At 68.7% G+C, this 16,780-nt stretch carries 18 protein-coding genes; 8 read left to right on the top strand and 10 right to left on the bottom strand.

The features are described from left to right. Positions 1-20 precede the first annotated feature (20 nt). Complete coding sequence (locus tag G6N14_RS20185; RefSeq protein ID WP_234808977.1) at positions 21-1,112, top strand: NAD(P)H-dependent amine dehydrogenase family protein; 1,092 nt, start codon at positions 21-23, stop codon at positions 1,110-1,112. On the opposite strand, the gene G6N14_RS20180 is transcribed toward G6N14_RS20185, so the two are convergent. Then, positions 1,104-2,249 carry an ABC transporter substrate-binding protein gene (locus G6N14_RS20180; protein ID WP_085136562.1) on the bottom strand — a complete coding sequence of 382 codons (1,146 nt, stop codon included), beginning with the start codon at positions 2,247-2,249 and terminating at the stop codon, positions 1,104-1,106. The two genes, G6N14_RS20185 and G6N14_RS20180, sit on opposite strands and share 9 nt — an antisense overlap. A gap of 40 nt (positions 2,250-2,289) precedes the next feature. Here G6N14_RS20180 and G6N14_RS20175 point away from each other — a divergent pair, with 40 nt between their 5' ends. The 4 genes from G6N14_RS20175 (at position 2,290) to G6N14_RS20160 (ending at position 6,519) form a co-directional block, all read left to right on the top strand. Next, positions 2,290-2,922 (top strand): TetR/AcrR family transcriptional regulator, encoded by a 633-nt coding sequence (locus G6N14_RS20175; protein WP_085136561.1) that lies wholly within the window; start codon positions 2,290-2,292, stop codon positions 2,920-2,922. A gap of 164 nt (positions 2,923-3,086) precedes the next feature. After that, positions 3,087-3,878 (top strand): SDR family oxidoreductase, encoded by a 792-nt coding sequence (locus G6N14_RS20170; protein WP_085136560.1) that lies wholly within the window; start codon positions 3,087-3,089, stop codon positions 3,876-3,878. A gap of 14 nt (positions 3,879-3,892) precedes the next feature. Next, complete coding sequence (locus tag G6N14_RS20165) at positions 3,893-5,362, top strand: aldehyde dehydrogenase family protein (RefSeq protein ID WP_234808976.1); 1,470 nt, start codon at positions 3,893-3,895, stop codon at positions 5,360-5,362. Further along, entirely contained in the window at positions 5,359-6,519 is a 1,161-nt protein-coding gene (locus G6N14_RS20160) for an NDMA-dependent alcohol dehydrogenase (protein ID WP_085136753.1), read from the top strand. The genes G6N14_RS20165 and G6N14_RS20160 overlap by 4 nt, the downstream gene beginning before the upstream one ends. A gap of 39 nt (positions 6,520-6,558) precedes the next feature. Here G6N14_RS20160 and G6N14_RS20155 read toward each other — a convergent pair whose 3' ends face one another. After that, entirely contained in the window at positions 6,559-6,873 is a 315-nt protein-coding gene (locus tag G6N14_RS20155) for a DUF4229 domain-containing protein (RefSeq protein WP_234808975.1), read from the bottom strand. Positions 6,874-6,949: 76 nt separating this feature from the next. On the opposite strand from G6N14_RS20155, the gene G6N14_RS20150 reads away from it, so the two are divergent. Beyond that, the gene (locus G6N14_RS20150; RefSeq protein WP_109559877.1) at positions 6,950-7,099 is read left to right on the top strand and encodes a hypothetical protein; all 150 of its coding nucleotides are present in this window, start codon (positions 6,950-6,952) and stop codon (positions 7,097-7,099) included. Between the two features lie 27 nt (positions 7,100-7,126). On the opposite strand, the gene G6N14_RS20145 is transcribed toward G6N14_RS20150, so the two are convergent. From G6N14_RS20145 to hemL, 7 genes are all read right to left on the bottom strand, one after another. Further along, positions 7,127-8,458: a MinD/ParA family ATP-binding protein gene (locus tag G6N14_RS20145; RefSeq protein WP_109559876.1), complete on the bottom strand. Its 1,332-nt coding sequence runs from the start codon at positions 8,456-8,458 to the stop codon at positions 7,127-7,129. 91 nt (positions 8,459-8,549) lie between these two features. Next, on the bottom strand, positions 8,550-9,527 hold the full coding sequence (gene ccsB, locus G6N14_RS20140) for a c-type cytochrome biogenesis protein CcsB (RefSeq protein ID WP_085128110.1): 978 nt from the start codon (positions 9,525-9,527) through the stop codon (positions 8,550-8,552). Then, positions 9,528-11,123, bottom strand: coding sequence for a cytochrome c biogenesis protein ResB (resB, locus tag G6N14_RS20135; RefSeq protein WP_085128109.1), 1,596 nt, complete (start codon positions 11,121-11,123; stop codon positions 9,528-9,530). Next, positions 11,123-11,905 carry a cytochrome c biogenesis CcdA family protein gene (locus G6N14_RS20130; RefSeq protein ID WP_085128108.1) on the bottom strand — a complete coding sequence of 261 codons (783 nt, stop codon included), beginning with the start codon at positions 11,903-11,905 and terminating at the stop codon, positions 11,123-11,125. The genes resB and G6N14_RS20130 overlap by 1 nt, the downstream gene beginning before the upstream one ends. Further along, complete coding sequence (locus G6N14_RS20125) at positions 11,902-12,492, bottom strand: TlpA disulfide reductase family protein (RefSeq protein WP_085128107.1); 591 nt, start codon at positions 12,490-12,492, stop codon at positions 11,902-11,904. The genes G6N14_RS20130 and G6N14_RS20125 overlap by 4 nt, the downstream gene beginning before the upstream one ends. Positions 12,493-12,494: 2 nt before the next feature. After that, positions 12,495-13,103, bottom strand: a complete 609-nt coding sequence (locus G6N14_RS20120) for a histidine phosphatase family protein (protein WP_085128106.1) — start codon at positions 13,101-13,103, stop codon at positions 12,495-12,497. Further along, positions 13,103-14,422, bottom strand: coding sequence for a glutamate-1-semialdehyde 2,1-aminomutase (gene hemL / locus G6N14_RS20115; RefSeq protein WP_085136558.1), 1,320 nt, complete (start codon positions 14,420-14,422; stop codon positions 13,103-13,105). The genes G6N14_RS20120 and hemL overlap by 1 nt, the downstream gene beginning before the upstream one ends. 108 nt (positions 14,423-14,530) lie before the next feature. On the opposite strand from hemL, the gene G6N14_RS20110 reads away from it, so the two are divergent. Next, positions 14,531-14,914 carry a nitroreductase family deazaflavin-dependent oxidoreductase gene (locus G6N14_RS20110; protein ID WP_085136557.1) on the top strand — a complete coding sequence of 128 codons (384 nt, stop codon included), beginning with the start codon at positions 14,531-14,533 and terminating at the stop codon, positions 14,912-14,914. Further along, entirely contained in the window at positions 14,915-15,298 is a 384-nt protein-coding gene (locus G6N14_RS20105) for a nitroreductase family deazaflavin-dependent oxidoreductase (RefSeq protein ID WP_085136556.1), read from the top strand. It abuts the gene before it with no gap. 12 nt (positions 15,299-15,310) lie between these two features. Here the strand turns inward: G6N14_RS20105 and G6N14_RS21390 are convergent, their stop codons facing one another. Further along, entirely contained in the window at positions 15,311-16,675 is a 1,365-nt protein-coding gene (locus G6N14_RS21390) for a PPE family protein, SVP subgroup (RefSeq protein WP_109559875.1), read from the bottom strand. Between the last annotated feature and the right edge of the window lie 105 nt (positions 16,676-16,780).

Below are 16,780 nucleotides of genomic sequence, written 5' to 3'. Positions count from 1 at the left end.
GCACAACCAGGAGTGATCGATTGACACCGCGAGTTGTTCAGTGGGCGACCGGGGCAGTCGGTCGTGCGGCATTGCGGGAGATCATCGAGAATCCCCGGCTGCAACTGGCCGGCGTGTTGGTCTACGACCCGGCAAAGGATGGTGCGGACGCAGGCGAACTCTGCGGTCTGCCGCCGTCGACGGGCGTCCCCGCCACCCGCGACAAGGATCGGATCACGGCGCTGCGCCCCGACGTGGTGATACATACCGCCAGCAAGGCCCACGCGGTGGAGACCAACGCCGAGGACATCTGCCGGCTGCTGGCCGCGGGAATCAACGTCATCACCACCACGTCGTATAACCACCTGCCCACCTACGGGGCGGAGACCGAGGCCGCTTTCGTCGCAGCCTGCCGCACCGGCGGGACCCGTTTCCACGCCGCCGGCGAGAATCCCGGTTTCATGTTCGAACGGCTCGTGGCAACCCTGACCGGGCTGAGCAAGACCGTCGACAGAATCGACCTCTACGAAGCCACCGACGTCTCCGGCGTGGACAGTCGCCCGATGCTGATCGACCTGATGGGCATGGGACGTCCCCCCGCCGACGTCAGCATCGACTCGCCCATCATCGGCAAACTCGACCTCGCTTACCGGCAGGCACTGAATGCCACCGCGGATGTCCTGGGCATCGAGCTCGACAGGATCGACGTGTCAGTCGACGCCGCGACACTGCCGCATGACATCGAGGTCAAGGCCGGGACCATCGAAGCAGGGACCGTTGTCGGACAGCGCTTTTCCTGGGTCGGACATTGGTCGGGCCGGGCGCTGCTGGCCATCCACGAGGAATGGGTGCTGACGCGGGATCTGCCGCAATGGGGCTTGAGTCCGCTGAAACCGGGCGAGAAGGCTCCGCTGATCCGGGCGGAGGTCAGCGGAGATCCCAGCTTCTCGCTGCAACTCGACGTCGGGGCCGGGCAACCGCCGCATCAACCGCCGAGCCGACCCGGCCCGGCGACCACGATGCCCGGGCATCTCATGATCGCGATGAGCGCCGTACGCGCCATCCCCTACGTGCTCGCCCACCCCCCGGGTGTCGTGACCGCGCCGGTGTTCGGAGCCATCCGGTTAGGTTGAGCCGGCGCCCACCGCGCGGGCGATGTTCTCGCTGGGTACGGCGTGAAAGACGTGCGCGCTGCCGTCGGGCACCACTCGGCGTGCCACCAGATAGTCCGAACCAAGCCAGCCCTGGCGGATATACCGACCGAAGCGCAAGAAGGTCCCCGGCGCGCCACTGGCCGCCGGAATCAGCTTCACCTGCTCGATGCCGGTTCGCACGCCCTCGCCGGTCAGCGGGCGAGCCGCCGACAGGCCGCGAGCTATCACCGTCGCCGCGTCATGCGCCAACCCCGGCATCGAATGTCCCGGTCGGCGACCAAATTTGGCCTCGAACCTGTCCAGAAACCGCTGGCCGACCGTATTGCGCTCGTCGTAGCTGTCCAGACCGATCCAGCCACGCAGCTGCTGCATCCATTCGGCGTTGATATGCGCCATCTCGAAGGCGGTGGTCGTGTAGCGCGGCGGATCCCAGCCGGCGCTCAACAGTGCGTCGGAGAAACCCCAGAGCCCGTGGCCGAAACCCACATGCACCAGCGCGTCGGGGTCCGTGGCACGCAACCGCTCGACCGCAGCCCCCTTCTCGGCCTCCACCTGCGGAATCGCCACGGTCGTGGTGATCGTGAGACCGGCTGCGCTGTAAGCCTTCTCGGAGGCTGCGAGGTACTCCTTTCCGATCAGCGAGGATTCATAGGCGATGGCGATCCGCGAGCGGCCGTCTCCGATCATCACCGCTGCCAGCATCACCGGCTCCTCTGCCATCGAGCCGTTGTTCAGCGCGAAACACCACTTGCCGAGCGCGCCTTCCGAGCCGGACAGCGTGATGATCGGGGTACGCGCCGTTGCGTCGACATGGGGACGAAGCGGAACCACGTTATCCGACACCCAAGGCCCGAAGATGGCAAGACAACCGTCGGCGACAAGCTCATCGAAGGCCTGCTCGACAACGCGGTAAGTTCCGTTGGGCAGCCCCACCACGTCGCGCCGGACGATCTCGACCGGGCGATCGATCAGGCCTGTCGCGTGCGCCTCCTCCATCACCAGCGACAGGGCGGCGAAGGTGTCGTCGTCGGTATCGCCGCGCGTCGGATAGTCGTTGAGCAGGCCCACCTTCAGCGGAGCGATCGAACCGTATGCCCGAACTTCGTCGTCAGCCATATCGGCAACATACATTATGAATGTTGATAGGATCGCAGGCGTGGCCAAGCGCGGAGGCACTGACGAGGAACGCCGCGAACGCGGTGATCAGACCCGGCGCGACCTCGTCGATGCCGGTCGCGTCCTGTTCGTGGAACAGGGCTTCTTCAACACCAGCATCGGCGATTTGGTCAGCCGGTCCGGCGCAGGGACCCGGGGCGCCTTCTATCACCACTTCAGGGATAAGTCGGAGCTGTTTCGGGCGGTGTTCGAGGAAGTCGAACGCGACCTCACGCTGCGCTCGTTGGCATCGCCGCCGCCGGGCAGCGACCCGTGGGAGCGGCTCAGCACCGGACTGCACGGCTTCCTCGACGCGGCGCTCGAGCCCGAAGTTCAGCGCATCATGTTGCTCGACGGCCCCGTTGTGCTGGGCTGGGAGACGCTGCGCGCCATCCAGCAGGGCAACAGCATCGCCTTGATCGAGGAGGCCGTCCGCGACGCCATCGCCGAGGGCATCATCGATGATCAGCCGGTCACCGAACTGACTCACATGCTCGTATCGGCGCTGGAGGAAGCAGCCCTGCTCGTGGCCCATGCCGTCCAGCCGGACACCGCCCGCAAGCGGGCCGCCGGGGCGTTCAACCGACTCCTGTTGAGCTTCCGCTCACGCGATCGAAATACGTTGTTGCCCTAGGCAATATCGCATCGTGGCGATCACTTGCACCATCGTGAAAATTGAAATTATCAGATTTGACGAGTGGAGGTTTCTGTTGCGTGATAATTTCGTTCTCGACAAACGGAGGAGGCTCATGATCGACCAGGCCGACCATCGGACGCCTCCACTGGGGGAGAAGCCGAATGTCTGACCAAAACGGTTCGCTGCGGGTGGCCGTGGTGGGCGCCTCCGCCGGCCTGGGCCGTTGTATCGGCATGGGTCTGGCCGGAAAGGGAGCGCGGGTCGCCTTTCTCGCGCGTCGCCGCGAGCGGCTGACCAAAGCGGCCGACGAGGCGGGCAACGGGGCGATCGGCGTGGTCTGCGATGTCACCGACTCCGACTCGTGCCGGGCTGCGATGTCGGAGGTGGCCGCAACATTCGGCGGCCTGGACGCCATCGTCTACACCACCGGGATGGGCATCCTGGCACCGCTTGCCGAACTTGATGCCGGGCAGTGGGCTCAACTGTTTGCGACCAACGTCACCGGCGCATCGCTGGCCACGGCCGCGGCCGCGCCGCACCTGGCAGCTTCGGGCGGATCGGCGGTTTACCTGTCATCGCTGAGTGCGTCCTACACCAATCCGTGGCCCCTGCTCGGGGCATACGCCGTCACGAAGGCCGCGCTCGACAAACTCGTCGAGGCATGGCGCATCGAACATCCCAACATCGGTTTCACCCGGCTCGCAGTCGGCGACAGTTTCGGCGGTCAGGGCGATTCGCAGACCGAATTCAACAAGAACTGGGACCCCGCCGACTTCGAGAAGGCGATCCGACTGTGGATGGAGCGAGGCGAGATGCAGGGCGGCCTCGTCGACGCCGGTCACCTGGCCGATGTCGTGCACTCCGTACTGGTCTGCGGCAACAGCAGTTTCATCCCCTATCTGACGCTTGCGCCCCGGCCATCGGCGGCGGTCAAGGAACTTCGACAGTGGTAAAGGACAGCAACCACATGGCTCACGAATCCCGCATGCTCATTGACGGCAAGCTCGTCGATTCCGAGACCGGACGTACCTTCGACAACATCAACCCGGCGACCGAGGAGGTCCTGGGCAGCACCGCCGACGGCACCCGCGCAGATATGGAGCGGGCCGTGGCCGCCGCGCGGCACGCCTTCGACAACACGGACTGGTCGCGCAACGGCGAGTTGCGGGCCACCGGGCTACGGCAACTGCAGGCGGCACTGGAAGCCGAACGCGAGGAGGTCCGTGCCGAACTGATCGCGGAAGCCGGTTGTCCGCTGCTGAGCACCTACGGGCCCCAGCTCGACGTGCCGCTGAAGGAGGCGCTCACCTGGCCGGCCGACATGATCGGCCAATTCCCCTGGAAGCGTTCCCTTCCCGACAAAGATGCTTTCGGCATCGGGGCCCCTGCCCGCCGCGAGGTGTGGAAAGAGCCCGTCGGGGTGGTCGGGGTCATCACGCCGTGGAACTTCCCCGTCGAAATCATTCTCAACAAGATCGGTCCGATTCTGGCTATGGGCAACACCATGGTGCTCAAGCCGGCGCCGGATACGCCGTGGAACGCCACCCGCATCGGCAGGATCATTGCCGAACAGACCGATATCCCCCCCGGCGTCATCAATATCGTGACCTCATCCGATCATCTGGTCGGCGAGGTGCTGTCGACGTCTCCGCTGGTGGACATGGTCGCTTTCACCGGTTCCACCGCCACCGGCCGCCGCATCATGACCGCCGCCGCCCAGACCATCAAGCCGACCTTCCTCGAGCTCGGCGGCAAGTCGGTGTATCTGATCCTCGAAGACGACGGCGACATCAGCGCAGCGGTCGGCGGCAGCGCCTTCATCTCCATGCATGCCGGCCAGGGCTGCGCGATGCCCACCCGGCTGTTGGTGCCCCACTCCCGTTACGCCGAGGCCGTGGAGATCGTGAAGGTCGCCATGGAGCGCAACAGGTACGGGGACCCAACCGACCCGTCGGTGCTGCAGGGGCCGCAGGTCTCCCGACGGCAGCAGGAACGCGTGCTGGGCTATATCCAGAAGGGCAAGGACGAGGGCGCGCGCCTGGTCACCGGCGGCGGCATCCCCAAGGACACCCCCAGGGGATTCTTCGTCGAACCAACGATATTCGCCGACGTCGACAACTCGATGACCATTGCGCAGGAAGAGATCTTCGGGCCGGTCCTGTCAGTGATCGGTTTCGCCGACGACGACGAGGCGGTGCGCATCGCCAACGATTCCATCTACGGCCTGTCCGGCGTGCTGTTCGCCAATGATCTGGAGCGCGCCAAGGCCGTAGCCGGCCGGATCCGCACCGGCACCCTGGGGATCAACGGTGGCCTGTGGTACGGGGCCGATGCCCCGTTCGGCGGCTACAAGCAATCGGGGGTCGGACGCCAGTGCGGCCTCGAGGGTCTGGAGATCTTCACCGAGACCAAGACCGTCGGTTGGCCGGCACCGTGAAGTGCGCGGCGGCGGTCCTGCGGGGCATCGGAATCGACTGGGAAGTCACCGAAATCGAACTCGACCCGCCCAAAGCGGGTGAGGTGCTGGTGAAGATGGCCTATGCGGGCATCTGCCACTCCGACGAACACTTCTACTCCGGCGACAGCGTGCCCAGCCCCGACATGGAGGAGATGATGCGGGCCGCCGGGGTGCCGGTTCCCGAATGGTTCCCGATGCTCGGCGGACACGAGGGCTCCGGAGTGGTCGAAGAAGTGGGACCGGGTGTCACCACGCTCAAGCCCGGCGACCATGTGGCCATCTCATTTTTTCCAGCATGCGGCAGCTGCCGGTTCTGTGTGGTGGGCCAGACCTACCTGTGCGATGTCGGCGCCGACATCTACAGCAAAGACATGACCACCGACCACACCCGGCGCCGCCATCTGGGCGGCGAGGACCTGATGGCCATGATGCAGGTCGGCACGTTCGCTGAGTACGTCGTTGCGTCCGAACGCTCACTGGTCAGGATCAACGACTGGATCCCGCTGGAGGCGGCATCGCTGGTGTCCTGCGGTGTGACAACCGGTTTCGGCTCGGGTTCGGTCGCGGCGGGCACCGAGGTCGGCGACACCGTGGTCGTGGTGGGAGTGGGCGGAATCGGCATGAATGCCGTGCAGGGCGCCAAGGCCGCCGGTGCCAAGCATGTGATCGCCGTGGATCCGAACGAGTTCAAACGCGAGATCGCGCCGAGCTTCGGCGCCACCCACACCGCTCCCGACGCCGCGGCCGCTCTCGAGCTGGTCAAGGAGCTGACCTGGGGCGTGATGGCGGATCGGGTGGTGCTGTGCCCGGGCGTGGTACCGACGGAGCTGGTGATGATCGCCATGATGCTGCTGCGCAAAGGCGGAACGTGCGTGCTGACCGGGATGGCCAAGGTCTCCGACATGATGGTGCCGCTGGTCCTGCCGGACATGGTGAGCTCCTGCAAGACCCTCAAGGGCGTGCTGTACGGGGAGATGAATCCGCGTGAGGCGATGCCGCGCTTACTGTCGATGTACGAAGCCGGGACCCTCAAGCTCGACGAGTTGATCACCCAGCGCTACAAGCTCGACCAGATCAACGAGGCCATGCAGGATCTGCGCGCCGGAAAGAACATCCGCGGGGTGATTCATTTCTAGACCCGGGGCACAGTCACCTGGGTCTGCGATCGCGTTGTCCTACTCGCCGCCGGGCTCGGTGTCCCCGCGCAGCCGGGCCTGCAGTTCCGCTCGCTCCTGGCGCCGGCGATCCCCGGCCACCGACAGGCTCTGAGTCGCCCGTCTGCGCAGCGGCGTGAAAAGCCACATCCCCAACGGCAGCGCGACGATCAGCGCCAGCATCGCCGCGATGATCGGCGGGAAGTCGCTGAGCCCGATCAGCCGGCCCAGCCCGTAGATCACCGCAGTCAGTACGACTACCAGCGCCAACCGTGCCACGGTGTACAGCGCCACATCGAGTACCGCACGGCCCGCCCGGGCCCGACCTGTCTCCACGATCATCAAGGGTACTGACGGGCCGGACCGGTTCGTTGGCCGCTAAAGGTATATTCGGCGCCAGGAGGTGTCGCGAGTGCTCTACCTGCTCCTCGTCCTGACCCTGGGAACGCTGATCTACCTCGGCCTGCGTACGGCTCGCAGCCGGCCGAAGACGCGCGTGATCGGTCCCGACGACGATCCAGAATTCCTGTGGCGCATCAGCCACGGCGACAACCAGCCCTAGAGCTGCACCCGGGCCGCAACCGTCCGATCAGACGAAGTGCTGGTTGAACCGGTCGTCGCCCGGGAACGCCTCGGCGACGACGGCGGCCAGTTCGACCAGTGCCTCGCGGGTCTCCCGCTTCAGCCGCGATAGGTCGATCTCCGCGCCCTCTTCCAAGTGCGGGTCGAACGGCACCAACCGCACCGCGCGGCAGCGGCGGGAGAAGTGGTCGACCACTTTCTGCATGTCGACCTTGCCGGAGCGGGGCCGCACCGCGTTGATGACCGCGATCGAGTTACGCACCAGGTCCTCGTGGCCGTGCGCGTCGAGCCAGTCCAGCGTCGCCGAGGCACTGCGGGCACCATCGACCGAACCGGAACTGACCACGATCAGGGTGTCGGCCTTGGCGAGCACCGCCGACATGGCGGAGTGCATCAGACCGGTGCCGCAGTCGGTCAGGACCAGGCTGTAGAACCGCTCCAGTACCTGCAATGTGCTGGCGTAATCCTCGCCGCTGAAGGCCTCCGAGACCGCCGGGTCACTGTCGGAGGCCAGCACCTCGAGGCGGCTGGGCCCCTGGTTGGTGTAGCTGCGCACGTCGCTGTAGCGCTGGATGCCGTCGGCGTCGCGCAACAGGTGCCGCACCGTGGCCGGCGTCTCCATCGGCACCTTCTGGTTCAGCGTGCCGCGGTCGGGATTGGCGTCCACGGCGACCACCCGGTCGCCTCGGATGGAGGCGAACGTCGAGCCCAGGGTCGCGGTGATGGTGGTCTTGCCGACGCCGCCCTTCAGGGACAGCACCGCGATCCGGTGACAGCCCTGCAGCGGCCGGTTCACCTGCGACACCAAGTCGTTGAACCGGATGGTTCGGGGGCTCTCGCCGACATTGATGAGCTGACCGGACAGCACATAGAGCAGGCGCCGCCAGCCTGAGGTCGGCGGCGGCTTGACCTGCCGCAACAACGACGTGGTGGACAGGTCCGAGAACGGCGCGATGGACTCGGCGGGACGCTGGGGGGCATGGGCCGCACCGCCGGGGCTGCCGCCGTAGAAGACGGGAGCGGGGTTCTCCATCGGCTGTGGAATCCAGGTGGTGGAGGCGTTGGGGTTCCACGACTGTTGCCGGCCGCGGCCCTCCGCGGGGGTCGGCGGCCACGGGTCGACCGGTTCGGAGAACCGCCGCTCGGTGCGGAAGCCCCCGAAGGAACGGGTCTCCGGTGCCTCGGCACGCTGGTCGATCGACCCGGTGGCCCCGGAATCCGTTCCGGCGGCGGGGCGGTCAGCTGCCTCGCCGACGTGCTGGTACGGCCGGAACTGGGTGGTCGGATGGTCGGTCACGTCGTGGCTCGCAGTGGTATCACCGGATGCGTGGTCGGACACGTGATTCTCCCCTGTCAGCGTGGCTGGGACGTCGATGGACGCCGATAACCGCAGGGTAGCGCAGCCGTCATAAAGGAAACTGACAGCTTTATTAGCCGACTCCGGCGTAGGAGTGCAGGCCGACGGTCACGAGGTTGACGAAAAACAGGTTGAAGATCATCGCCGCGAAGCCCACCACGTTGATCCACGCCGCCTTGTAGTCGCGCCACCCGGCGGTGGACCGCGCGTGCAGGTAGGCGGCGTAGACCACCCACGCGATGAAGGAGACGGTCTCCTTGGGGTCCCAGCCCCAGTAGCGGCCCCACGCCCCCTCCGCCCAGATCGCGCCGAAAATCACGCCGAAGCCGAACACCGGGAACGCGAAAATGGTGGTCCGGTAGGCGATGCGGTCCAGGGTCTGCGCATCGGGCAGCCGGCGCACCATGCGCGCCAGGGCACCGGGCGTTTCGGGGTCGCTGAGCCGCGAGGAGCGGATCAGAAACAGAATGCTGGCCACCCCGGCCACCAGGAACACTCCGGATCCGATGCTGACCACCGAGACGTGGATCGGCAGCCAGTACGACTGCAGGGCCGGCATGACCGGCGCCGCCGTGGCGTAGAGCCAGCGCCCGGAGACCGTGAGCAGGATCAGCACCGGCAGCAGCACGAACACCCACAGGCTGCGGTGTTGCGGCCGGCGCAGCGCGACGGCGGAAGCCACCAACCCGGAGAAGCAGGTCAGGTTGATGAACTCGTACATGTTGCCCCACGGCGGGCGCAGCGTGGCGGCGCCGCGGAACACGATGCAGGCCAGCAGCAGGGCGATGCCCAGGTAGACCAGGGCCAGGCCGGCGCGGCCCACCCGCTCGCCCAGGGGCCGGCGCTGCGCGGGAACCACCAGCCCCGGCGTGGCACTGTCGGTGCGCACCCCGCCGGCCGCGACCAGCTCGGCCTCGGCCGGGGTGCGTGCCCGGCTGTAGGCCAGCTCGACGGCCAGCAGCAGCAGCGCCATGACCAGCACGATCATCGCCGAGGTGAACGCCCAGTCGGAGTAGCGCGCCAGCCCGATGTCGATATGACTCGTATTCACCTACGTCTCCTTGCCGAACAGCCGGGTGCTCAACCGCTCGAACTCGTCACCCCAGCCGGAGTTGTCGGTGCGAGCGAGCCCGCCCACCTCGACGTTCACCGTACCGGGCTGCCCACTCGGTCCCACCGGCGTGATCCGGATCCAGATCCGCCGGCGGCGCACCACCAGGGAGATCACCAGGCCGGCCATCATCGTCATGGCGAACACCAGCACCCAGATCTCCGCCGGGTCATGCGAGATCTGGATGTTGACGAACGGCAGCGCGCCGTCGAAACGCACCCGGGTGCCGTCGTCGAGACGGATCTCTTCACCGGCCTTGAGATTGGACCGGGCCACCTTGGTCAGCCGGCCCTGGTCGATCAGCCGGGAATCCAGACTGAACAGGCTCTGCGGCCGGCCGGTGTCGAGCCCGGTGTCCCCGCGGTAGACGTCGATCGCGACCGCGGGGTCGTTCATCGCGGGGAATGCCGATGACAGCAGCCGGTTGTCGAGTTGTTCGGTCGGCGCGAACAGCCCCTGGATGCCGATCTGGTGTTTCCGCCGCTCGGCGGCGTCGGGATAGGTCCCGGCCGGCGGGTCGATCCGGACCGCGCCCGACGACAACAGGGTCAGCGGGTTGTCCGGGCGGAACTGCACCGTCTGGGTCCGGGTCTGCCCGTCCGGGAAGACCACCGTGAAGGTGGGTGCGTAACCGTGCCCCTGCAGGTAGGCGCGCACACCGCCGACCCGCAGCGGGTGGTTGACCTCCAGCCGGTAGGGCCGCCACTGCCCGGTGGTCAAGTCCTCGCCGGCCTGGTAGTCGATGTGCGCGGTGAAGGACGTGGCCAGCCCGGTGGGCAGGTAGTCGGCGGTGAAGTCGTTGACCCGCACACACAACGGATGCAGTTTGGTGCCGTCCACGGTGGCCCCGGCGCGGAACGAGTCGAACGCGGCGGGCGAGGCCGAGCAGAAACCCGGCCCGCCGTCGGCGATCACCATCACGTTGCCCTCGTAGCCGAACAGCCGGCCCACCGCAACGGCGCCCAGCAGCCCCAGCAACGCGAAATGGAAGACCAGGTTGCCGAACTCGCGCAGGTAGCCCTTTTCCGCCGACACTTCGACGGTGCCCTGCTCCGAACGGATCACCCGGCGCCAGCCGCGCAGCGCGTCCGCCATCTGGGCGCCGAGCTGTTCGGGGTCGCCGGCCAGGTGCGTCTGGGCGTGCTTGGGCAGCCGGGCCAGGTTGCGCGGCGCGGCGACCGGTACGGCGCGCAGGCTGCGCAGGTGCTCGAGGGTCCGGGGCGTCAGACAGCCGATCAGCGACACGCACAGCAGGACGTAGATGGCGGTGAACCAGAAGCTGGAGAAGACGTCGAACGCCTCCAGCCGGTCGAGCCAGGGCCCCAGTACCGGGTGCAGCGCCAAGTACTCGTCGACCTTGGCGGCGTTGAGGCTGCGTTGTGGCAGCAGTGCCCCCGGGATCGCGGCCAGCGCCAGCAGCACCAGCAGCACCAGCGCGGTGCCCATCGAGGTCAGCGCCCGCCAGGTGTTGCGGACCCGGGCGGCCAGCCGCGCGATCGGTCCCCGACGGGCCGGGGCGGTGGTGGGTGCGGCCATCAGATGGGAAGCCTGACGTCGGAGACCAAGCCGTCTCGGATCACGGCGACGAAGTGATCCCACACGCCGGTGAGCAGAGCCAGGCCCACCGCGATCAGCAGCACGCCGCCGAGCACCTGAATGGACCGGGTGTGCCGGCGCAGCCAGCCCAGCCCGGCCACTGCGCTGGCCGACCCGAAGGCCAGCGCCACGAACGGCACCCCCAGCCCCAGGCAGTAGGCGATCACCAGCAGCACTCCCCGGGCCACCCCGGCGCCGTCGGTGGTGGAGGCCACTGCGATCACGCCGGTCAGGGTCGGCCCCAGGCAGGGTGTCCAGCCGAGCGCGAACACCGCACCCAGAAGCGGTGCCCCGACCACGGTCGACAGCTGCGCAGGGGTGAAGCGAAGGGGGCGTTGCAGCGCCGGCACGAACCCGACGAACACCAACCCCATCAGAATCGTCACCACGCCGCCGACCCGCTGCAGCAGCACCTGGTTGGTGATCAGCGTGCTGGTCATGCCCAGCACGGCCACCGAGCCGAGCAGAAAGACCGCGGTGAATCCGGCGACGAACAGCGCCGCCGAACCCGCGACGCGCCACCGGGCGCCGGGAGGGGCTGCACCGGTATCGGGCAGGTCGGGCCTTTCTTCGACGCCGACCACCGCCGCCAGGTAGGACAGGTAGCCGGGCACCAGCGGCACCACGCACGGCGAGGCGAACGACACCAGCCCGGCCAGGGTCGACACCGCGACGGCCAGCAGCAACGGACCGGAGGTGACGGTGGCGGTGAAGCCGCTCACGGCGCCGCCTCGGCGGCCAACCGCTGCACGACGGGCTGCAGGTCTTCGGCAAGGACTTCGCGCAGGAACACCGCCGCCACCCGGTGCGCCCGGTCGAGCACCATGGTCGCCGGGATCACCGAGGAGGGATAGCGTCCGCCGAACGCGATCATGGTGCGCATGGCCGGGTCGTAGATCGACGGGTACGTCACCCGGCGATCGGCGATGAAGTCGCGGGGCGCCTGCGGGTCGGGGTCGCGGACGTCGATGCCCAGGAACGCAACGCCCTGGGCGCGGGTGGCGTCGTAAACCTGTTGCAGCTGGCTGACCTCGGAACGGCAGGGCCCGCACCACTGGCCCCAGACGTTGACGACGACGACCTGCCCGGGAAAGTCGGCCACGCTGAGGGTGCGGCCGGTGTCCATCAGGTCGGGCCCGGAGATCGGACCGGGCCGGCCGCGGGTTTCCGGCGGGTCGTAGACGATGTCGGTCTTGCCCCCGGGGGAGACGAATTCGAAGGTGCCGCCGTGTGTGACGGCGTCGTCGCCGACTGAACACCCCGAGATCAGGGCGGCCAGCACCGTCCCGACGATCAGCACCGCCCGCATCGTCAGCCGCCGGCCGGGACCTGGTAATCGACGTCGACGAGACGATCACCGGCGTAGATCAGCGTGGTCACCGACCCCACGTCGCACTGCCGGCGGCGCGGGTCGTGCCAGAGCCGGTTGCCGGTGAGGTGTTGACGGGCGGTCCAGACCGGCAGCTGATGGCTGACGCACACCGCCTCGTGGCCGGCGGCGCGGGCCCGCGCCTTGTCCACCGCGGCGGCCATGCGGGCGGCGATCTGGCCGTAGGGCTCGCCCCACGACGGGGTGAACGGGTCGCGCAGGTGCCACCAGAACCGGGGGTTGCGCCAGGCGCCGTCGCCGGGCGAAACCCGCTTGCCCTCGAAGATGTTGGCCGACTCGATCAGGTCATGGTCGGTGTCGATCGTCAGGTTGTGCCGGGCGGCGATCGGGGCGGCCGTCTCCTGGGCGCGCTGCAGCGGCGAGGCGATCACGGCGACGATGTCGCGGCCGGCCAGCAGTTCGGCGGCGGCCACGGCCTGGGCGCGGCCGGTGTCGGACAGCCGGAAACCGGGCAGCCGGCCGTAGAGAATGCCGTCGGGATTGTGCACCTCGCCGTGGCGGATCAGGTGGACGCGGGTTTCTTCGGCCATCAGTGGTTGGGCTCCGTGGTGGTGGCCGCGGCACGGGCCGCGGCGGGCAATGCGGTGGCGATCCGGTCGAACGCCTCCTCGGTGAGGGCCGCCGAGACGAACCATGCCTCGAAGGCACTGCACGGCGGGTAGACGCCGGCGTCCAGCAGCGAGTGGAAGAACGCCGGGAAGCGCCAGGTCTGGCTGGCCCGGGCGGCGGCGAAGTCGGTGACCGGTTCGTCGGCGAAGAACACGCTGAACATGTTTCCCGCGCGCGGAATCTGGTGCGGCACCCCGGCGGCTGTCAGCGCGTCGGCCAGCAGCACCGTCAGCCGGTCGGCGTTCTTGTCCAGCGCGGCGTAGACATCGTCGTCGGCGGCGCGCAGGGTGGCCAGGCCCGCGGCGGTGGCCACCGGGTTACCCGACAGGGTCCCGGCCTGATAGACCGGCCCCAGCGGCGCCAGCCGGTCCATCACGTCGGCCCGGCCGCCGAAGGCCGCAGCCGGCAGGCCGCCGCTGATCACCTTGCCGAAGGTGAACAGGTCGGCGTCCACGGGGTCCAGGCCGTACCAGCCACCGGCGCTCACCCGGAAACCCGTCATCACCTCGTCGATGATCAGCAGGGCGCCGTGTTCGGCGGTGATCGCGCGCAGTTCGGCGTTGAAGCCGGGCGCCGGCGGCACGACGCCCATGTTGCCGGGGCTGGCTTCGGTGATGACGGCGGCGATCTGGTCGCCGAACTCGGCGAAGGCCCCGCGGACGGCGTCGACATCGTTGTAGGGCAGCACGATGGTGTCGGCGGCGGTGGCGCCGGTGACCCCCGGCGACGACGGCAGGGCCAGGGTGGCCACCCCCGATCCGGCGTCGGCGAGCAGGGCATCGACGTGGCCGTGGTAGCAGCCGGAGAACTTGATGACCTTGGCCCGGCCGGTGAAGCCGCGGGCCAGCCGCAGGGCGCTCATGGTGGCTTCGGTGCCGGAGTTGACCAGCCGGACCTTGTGCACCGCGGGCACCCGGGCGATGATCTCGGCCGCCAGCTCGGTTTCGGTTCGGGTCGGCGCCCCGAAGGACAGGCCGGCGCCGGCCGCGGCGCGGACCGCCTCGACCACCGCGGGGTGGGCGTGGCCCAGGATCATCGGTCCCCACGAACAGACCAGGTCGACATAGCGGTGGCCGTCGGCGTCGGTCAGCCAGCAGCCGTGCGCCTCGGTGATGAAGCGCGGCGTGCCCCCCACCGCGGCGAACGCCCGAGCGGGCGAGTTCACCCCGCCGGGGATCACCGCGCAGGCCTCGGCGAACAACCGTTCCGATACTGCCGTGGCACCTTCCGCATTACCCACGACGCCCAGTGTCCCAGCCGATCCGGCCCGGTCGACTACGGGGTGTAGGAGTCAGTCACTGCGACTGGGTCTTGAGTGGGGCCACGACCACGGGGTTTGATGACTCTCATGCAACTACCGCAGCGGCTGGCCCGGTTCAACCGGTACGTCACCAACCCCATCCAGCGAATGTGGGCCGGCTGGGCTCCTACGTTCGGCATCCTCGAGCACGTCGGCCGGCGCTCCGGCAAGCCCTACCGGACCCCGCTGAGCGTGTTCAGCACCGATGACGGCGTGGCCGTTCTGCTGACCTACGGCCCGGACCGCGACTGGCTGAAGAACATCATGGCCGCCGGCGGCGGCCGGATGCGCCGCCGCGGTAAGACGTTCGAGGTGACCAATCCCCGGGTGGTGAGCAGGGCCGAGGCGGCCGAGCATGTCAGCCCCCGCACCCGCAACGTCTTCGCCCGGTTGCCGTTCGAGCAGGCGGTGCTGCTCACCAGGCAGGGCTAGATGGTGCGCTTCTCCGACCGGCGCGCCCGCTTCAACAGGGTGGTGACGAACCCGCTGTTCCGGCCGTTTTGCGGGTGGGTGCCGATGTGGTCGCTCGTCGAGCACACCGGCCGGCGTTCCGGCACCGCCTACCGCACCCCGGTCTCGATGTTTCACACCGACGACGGCGTCGCGGTGTTGCTGCCGTACGGCACCCGCCGCGACTGGGTGAAGAACCTGGAAGCCGCCGGCGGCGGGCGGGTCAAGGTCGGCGGAAAGACGTTCGCGGTGACCAATCCCCGGGTGGTGTCGACCGAGGAGGCGGTCGGGCGGCTGAAGCCCCCGTGGCGTCAGTTGCTCGGGCGCGCCGGGGTCCCGTACACGTTGTTGCTGACCCGCGCCTGACACCGCGCCGGGTCACTGGCCCAGCAGGCGCATCTTCTGTTCGTTGTACTCGTCGTTGCTGATCAGGCCGCGGTCGCGCAATTCGGCGAATTCGCGGATCTCGGCGGCGATACCCATCTTCGTCGGCGCCGGGACGCCGTCGCCATCTCCGGTTGCGGCGCCGGCCCCGGCATCTGCGGCGGCCCGCTGCGGCGTCTGGACCCGCGCCGGCGCGTCGGTGCCGCCGCGGCCCCGACTGACCGAACCGGCCAGGGCGCTGCCGCCCATGCCCGCCAGCGCCATCTGGCTGAACGCCGTGCCGGCGCCGGCCAGCGATGCCGCCGGCGCAGCGCCGACGCCGGGCCCGACCAGCGGCTTGGTGTAGGACAGCGTGCGGATCTCCGGGGCGTTGGCCGCCCAATTGACCGGCACCGAAAGATTCCCGGCACTGAACGCCTCTCCCATCGCCGCCGACAGCCCGACACCGGGAACCGCCGGCCGCGACGGGGTCAACGGCGAGAACAGGTCGATCGCGTTGAGGATCTCGTACTCCACCAGCTCCAGCTGATCCTGCTCGGCGAGGATTTCGCGGGTGCTGGCGCTGGCCGAGGACCAGGCACCGGCGGACAGCGCCAGGGCAACCGCCGACAGCGCGTTGAGACCGAAGATGTCGGAGAGGCTGGGCAGCGTGAAGATGTCCTCGATCCCCTGGGCGGGCCCGACCACGGCCGCCGTCCCGACCTGCGCGGCGGCACTCTGCGGCGACCCGAAGATCCCCGAGGCCAGCTGCCCCAGCAGCGACTGCACATCCAGCGACGACGACGTGGCTTCGGCACTCGCCGCGGCGGCGTCCTGGCCGGCGGGCCCGGCGGGATTGCTGGTCCGCGGCGGCTCCTCGAACGGCGCGAGCCCGGTGGCGGCCGCGGACGCCGCGGCGTAGGCGTACATCGCGGCTGCGTCCTGGGCCCACATCTCGCCGTACTCGGCCTCGTTGGCAGCGATCGCCGCGGTATTGGTGCCCAGCACGTTGGTGGCGATCAGCAGCAGCAACTGGGCCCGGTTGGCCGCCACCACCGAGGGCGGGACCGTGGCGCTGTGCGCCGCCTCGTAGGCCGCCGCCGCCGCGTTCGCCTGCGCCGTCGTCTGGTCGATCTGCGCCGCGGTTGCGGCCAGCCAGGCGACGTAGAGGTCGGCGGCCCGTGCCAGTGCCGTCGCGGACGGCCCCCGCCAGGCCTGGGCGGTCAGCTCGGCGATCACCGATTCATAGGATGCGGCGGCCGCGTGCAGCTCGGCCGACACCGCACCCCAGGCGGCGGCGGCCGCGCGCATCGGCGCAGATCCCGGCCCGGTATAGATACGCAGTGAGTTGATCTCCGGTGGCAGCGCAGCGTAGTCCATCACCGACCCCCTCCGTGCGGCGTACGCCGGGCCCATGAAGCTGGCGTGAGTGTATTTGTAGCCCAAAACCCGGCGGTTAACCCACCATTCCGGATTTGCCGCAAC

It is taken from the genome of Mycolicibacter hiberniae, from assembly GCF_010729485.1.
In the GTDB taxonomy this organism is placed as follows: domain Bacteria; phylum Actinomycetota; class Actinomycetes; order Mycobacteriales; family Mycobacteriaceae; genus Mycobacterium; species Mycobacterium hiberniae.
This window is presented reverse-complemented; position numbering and strand designations above follow the sequence as displayed.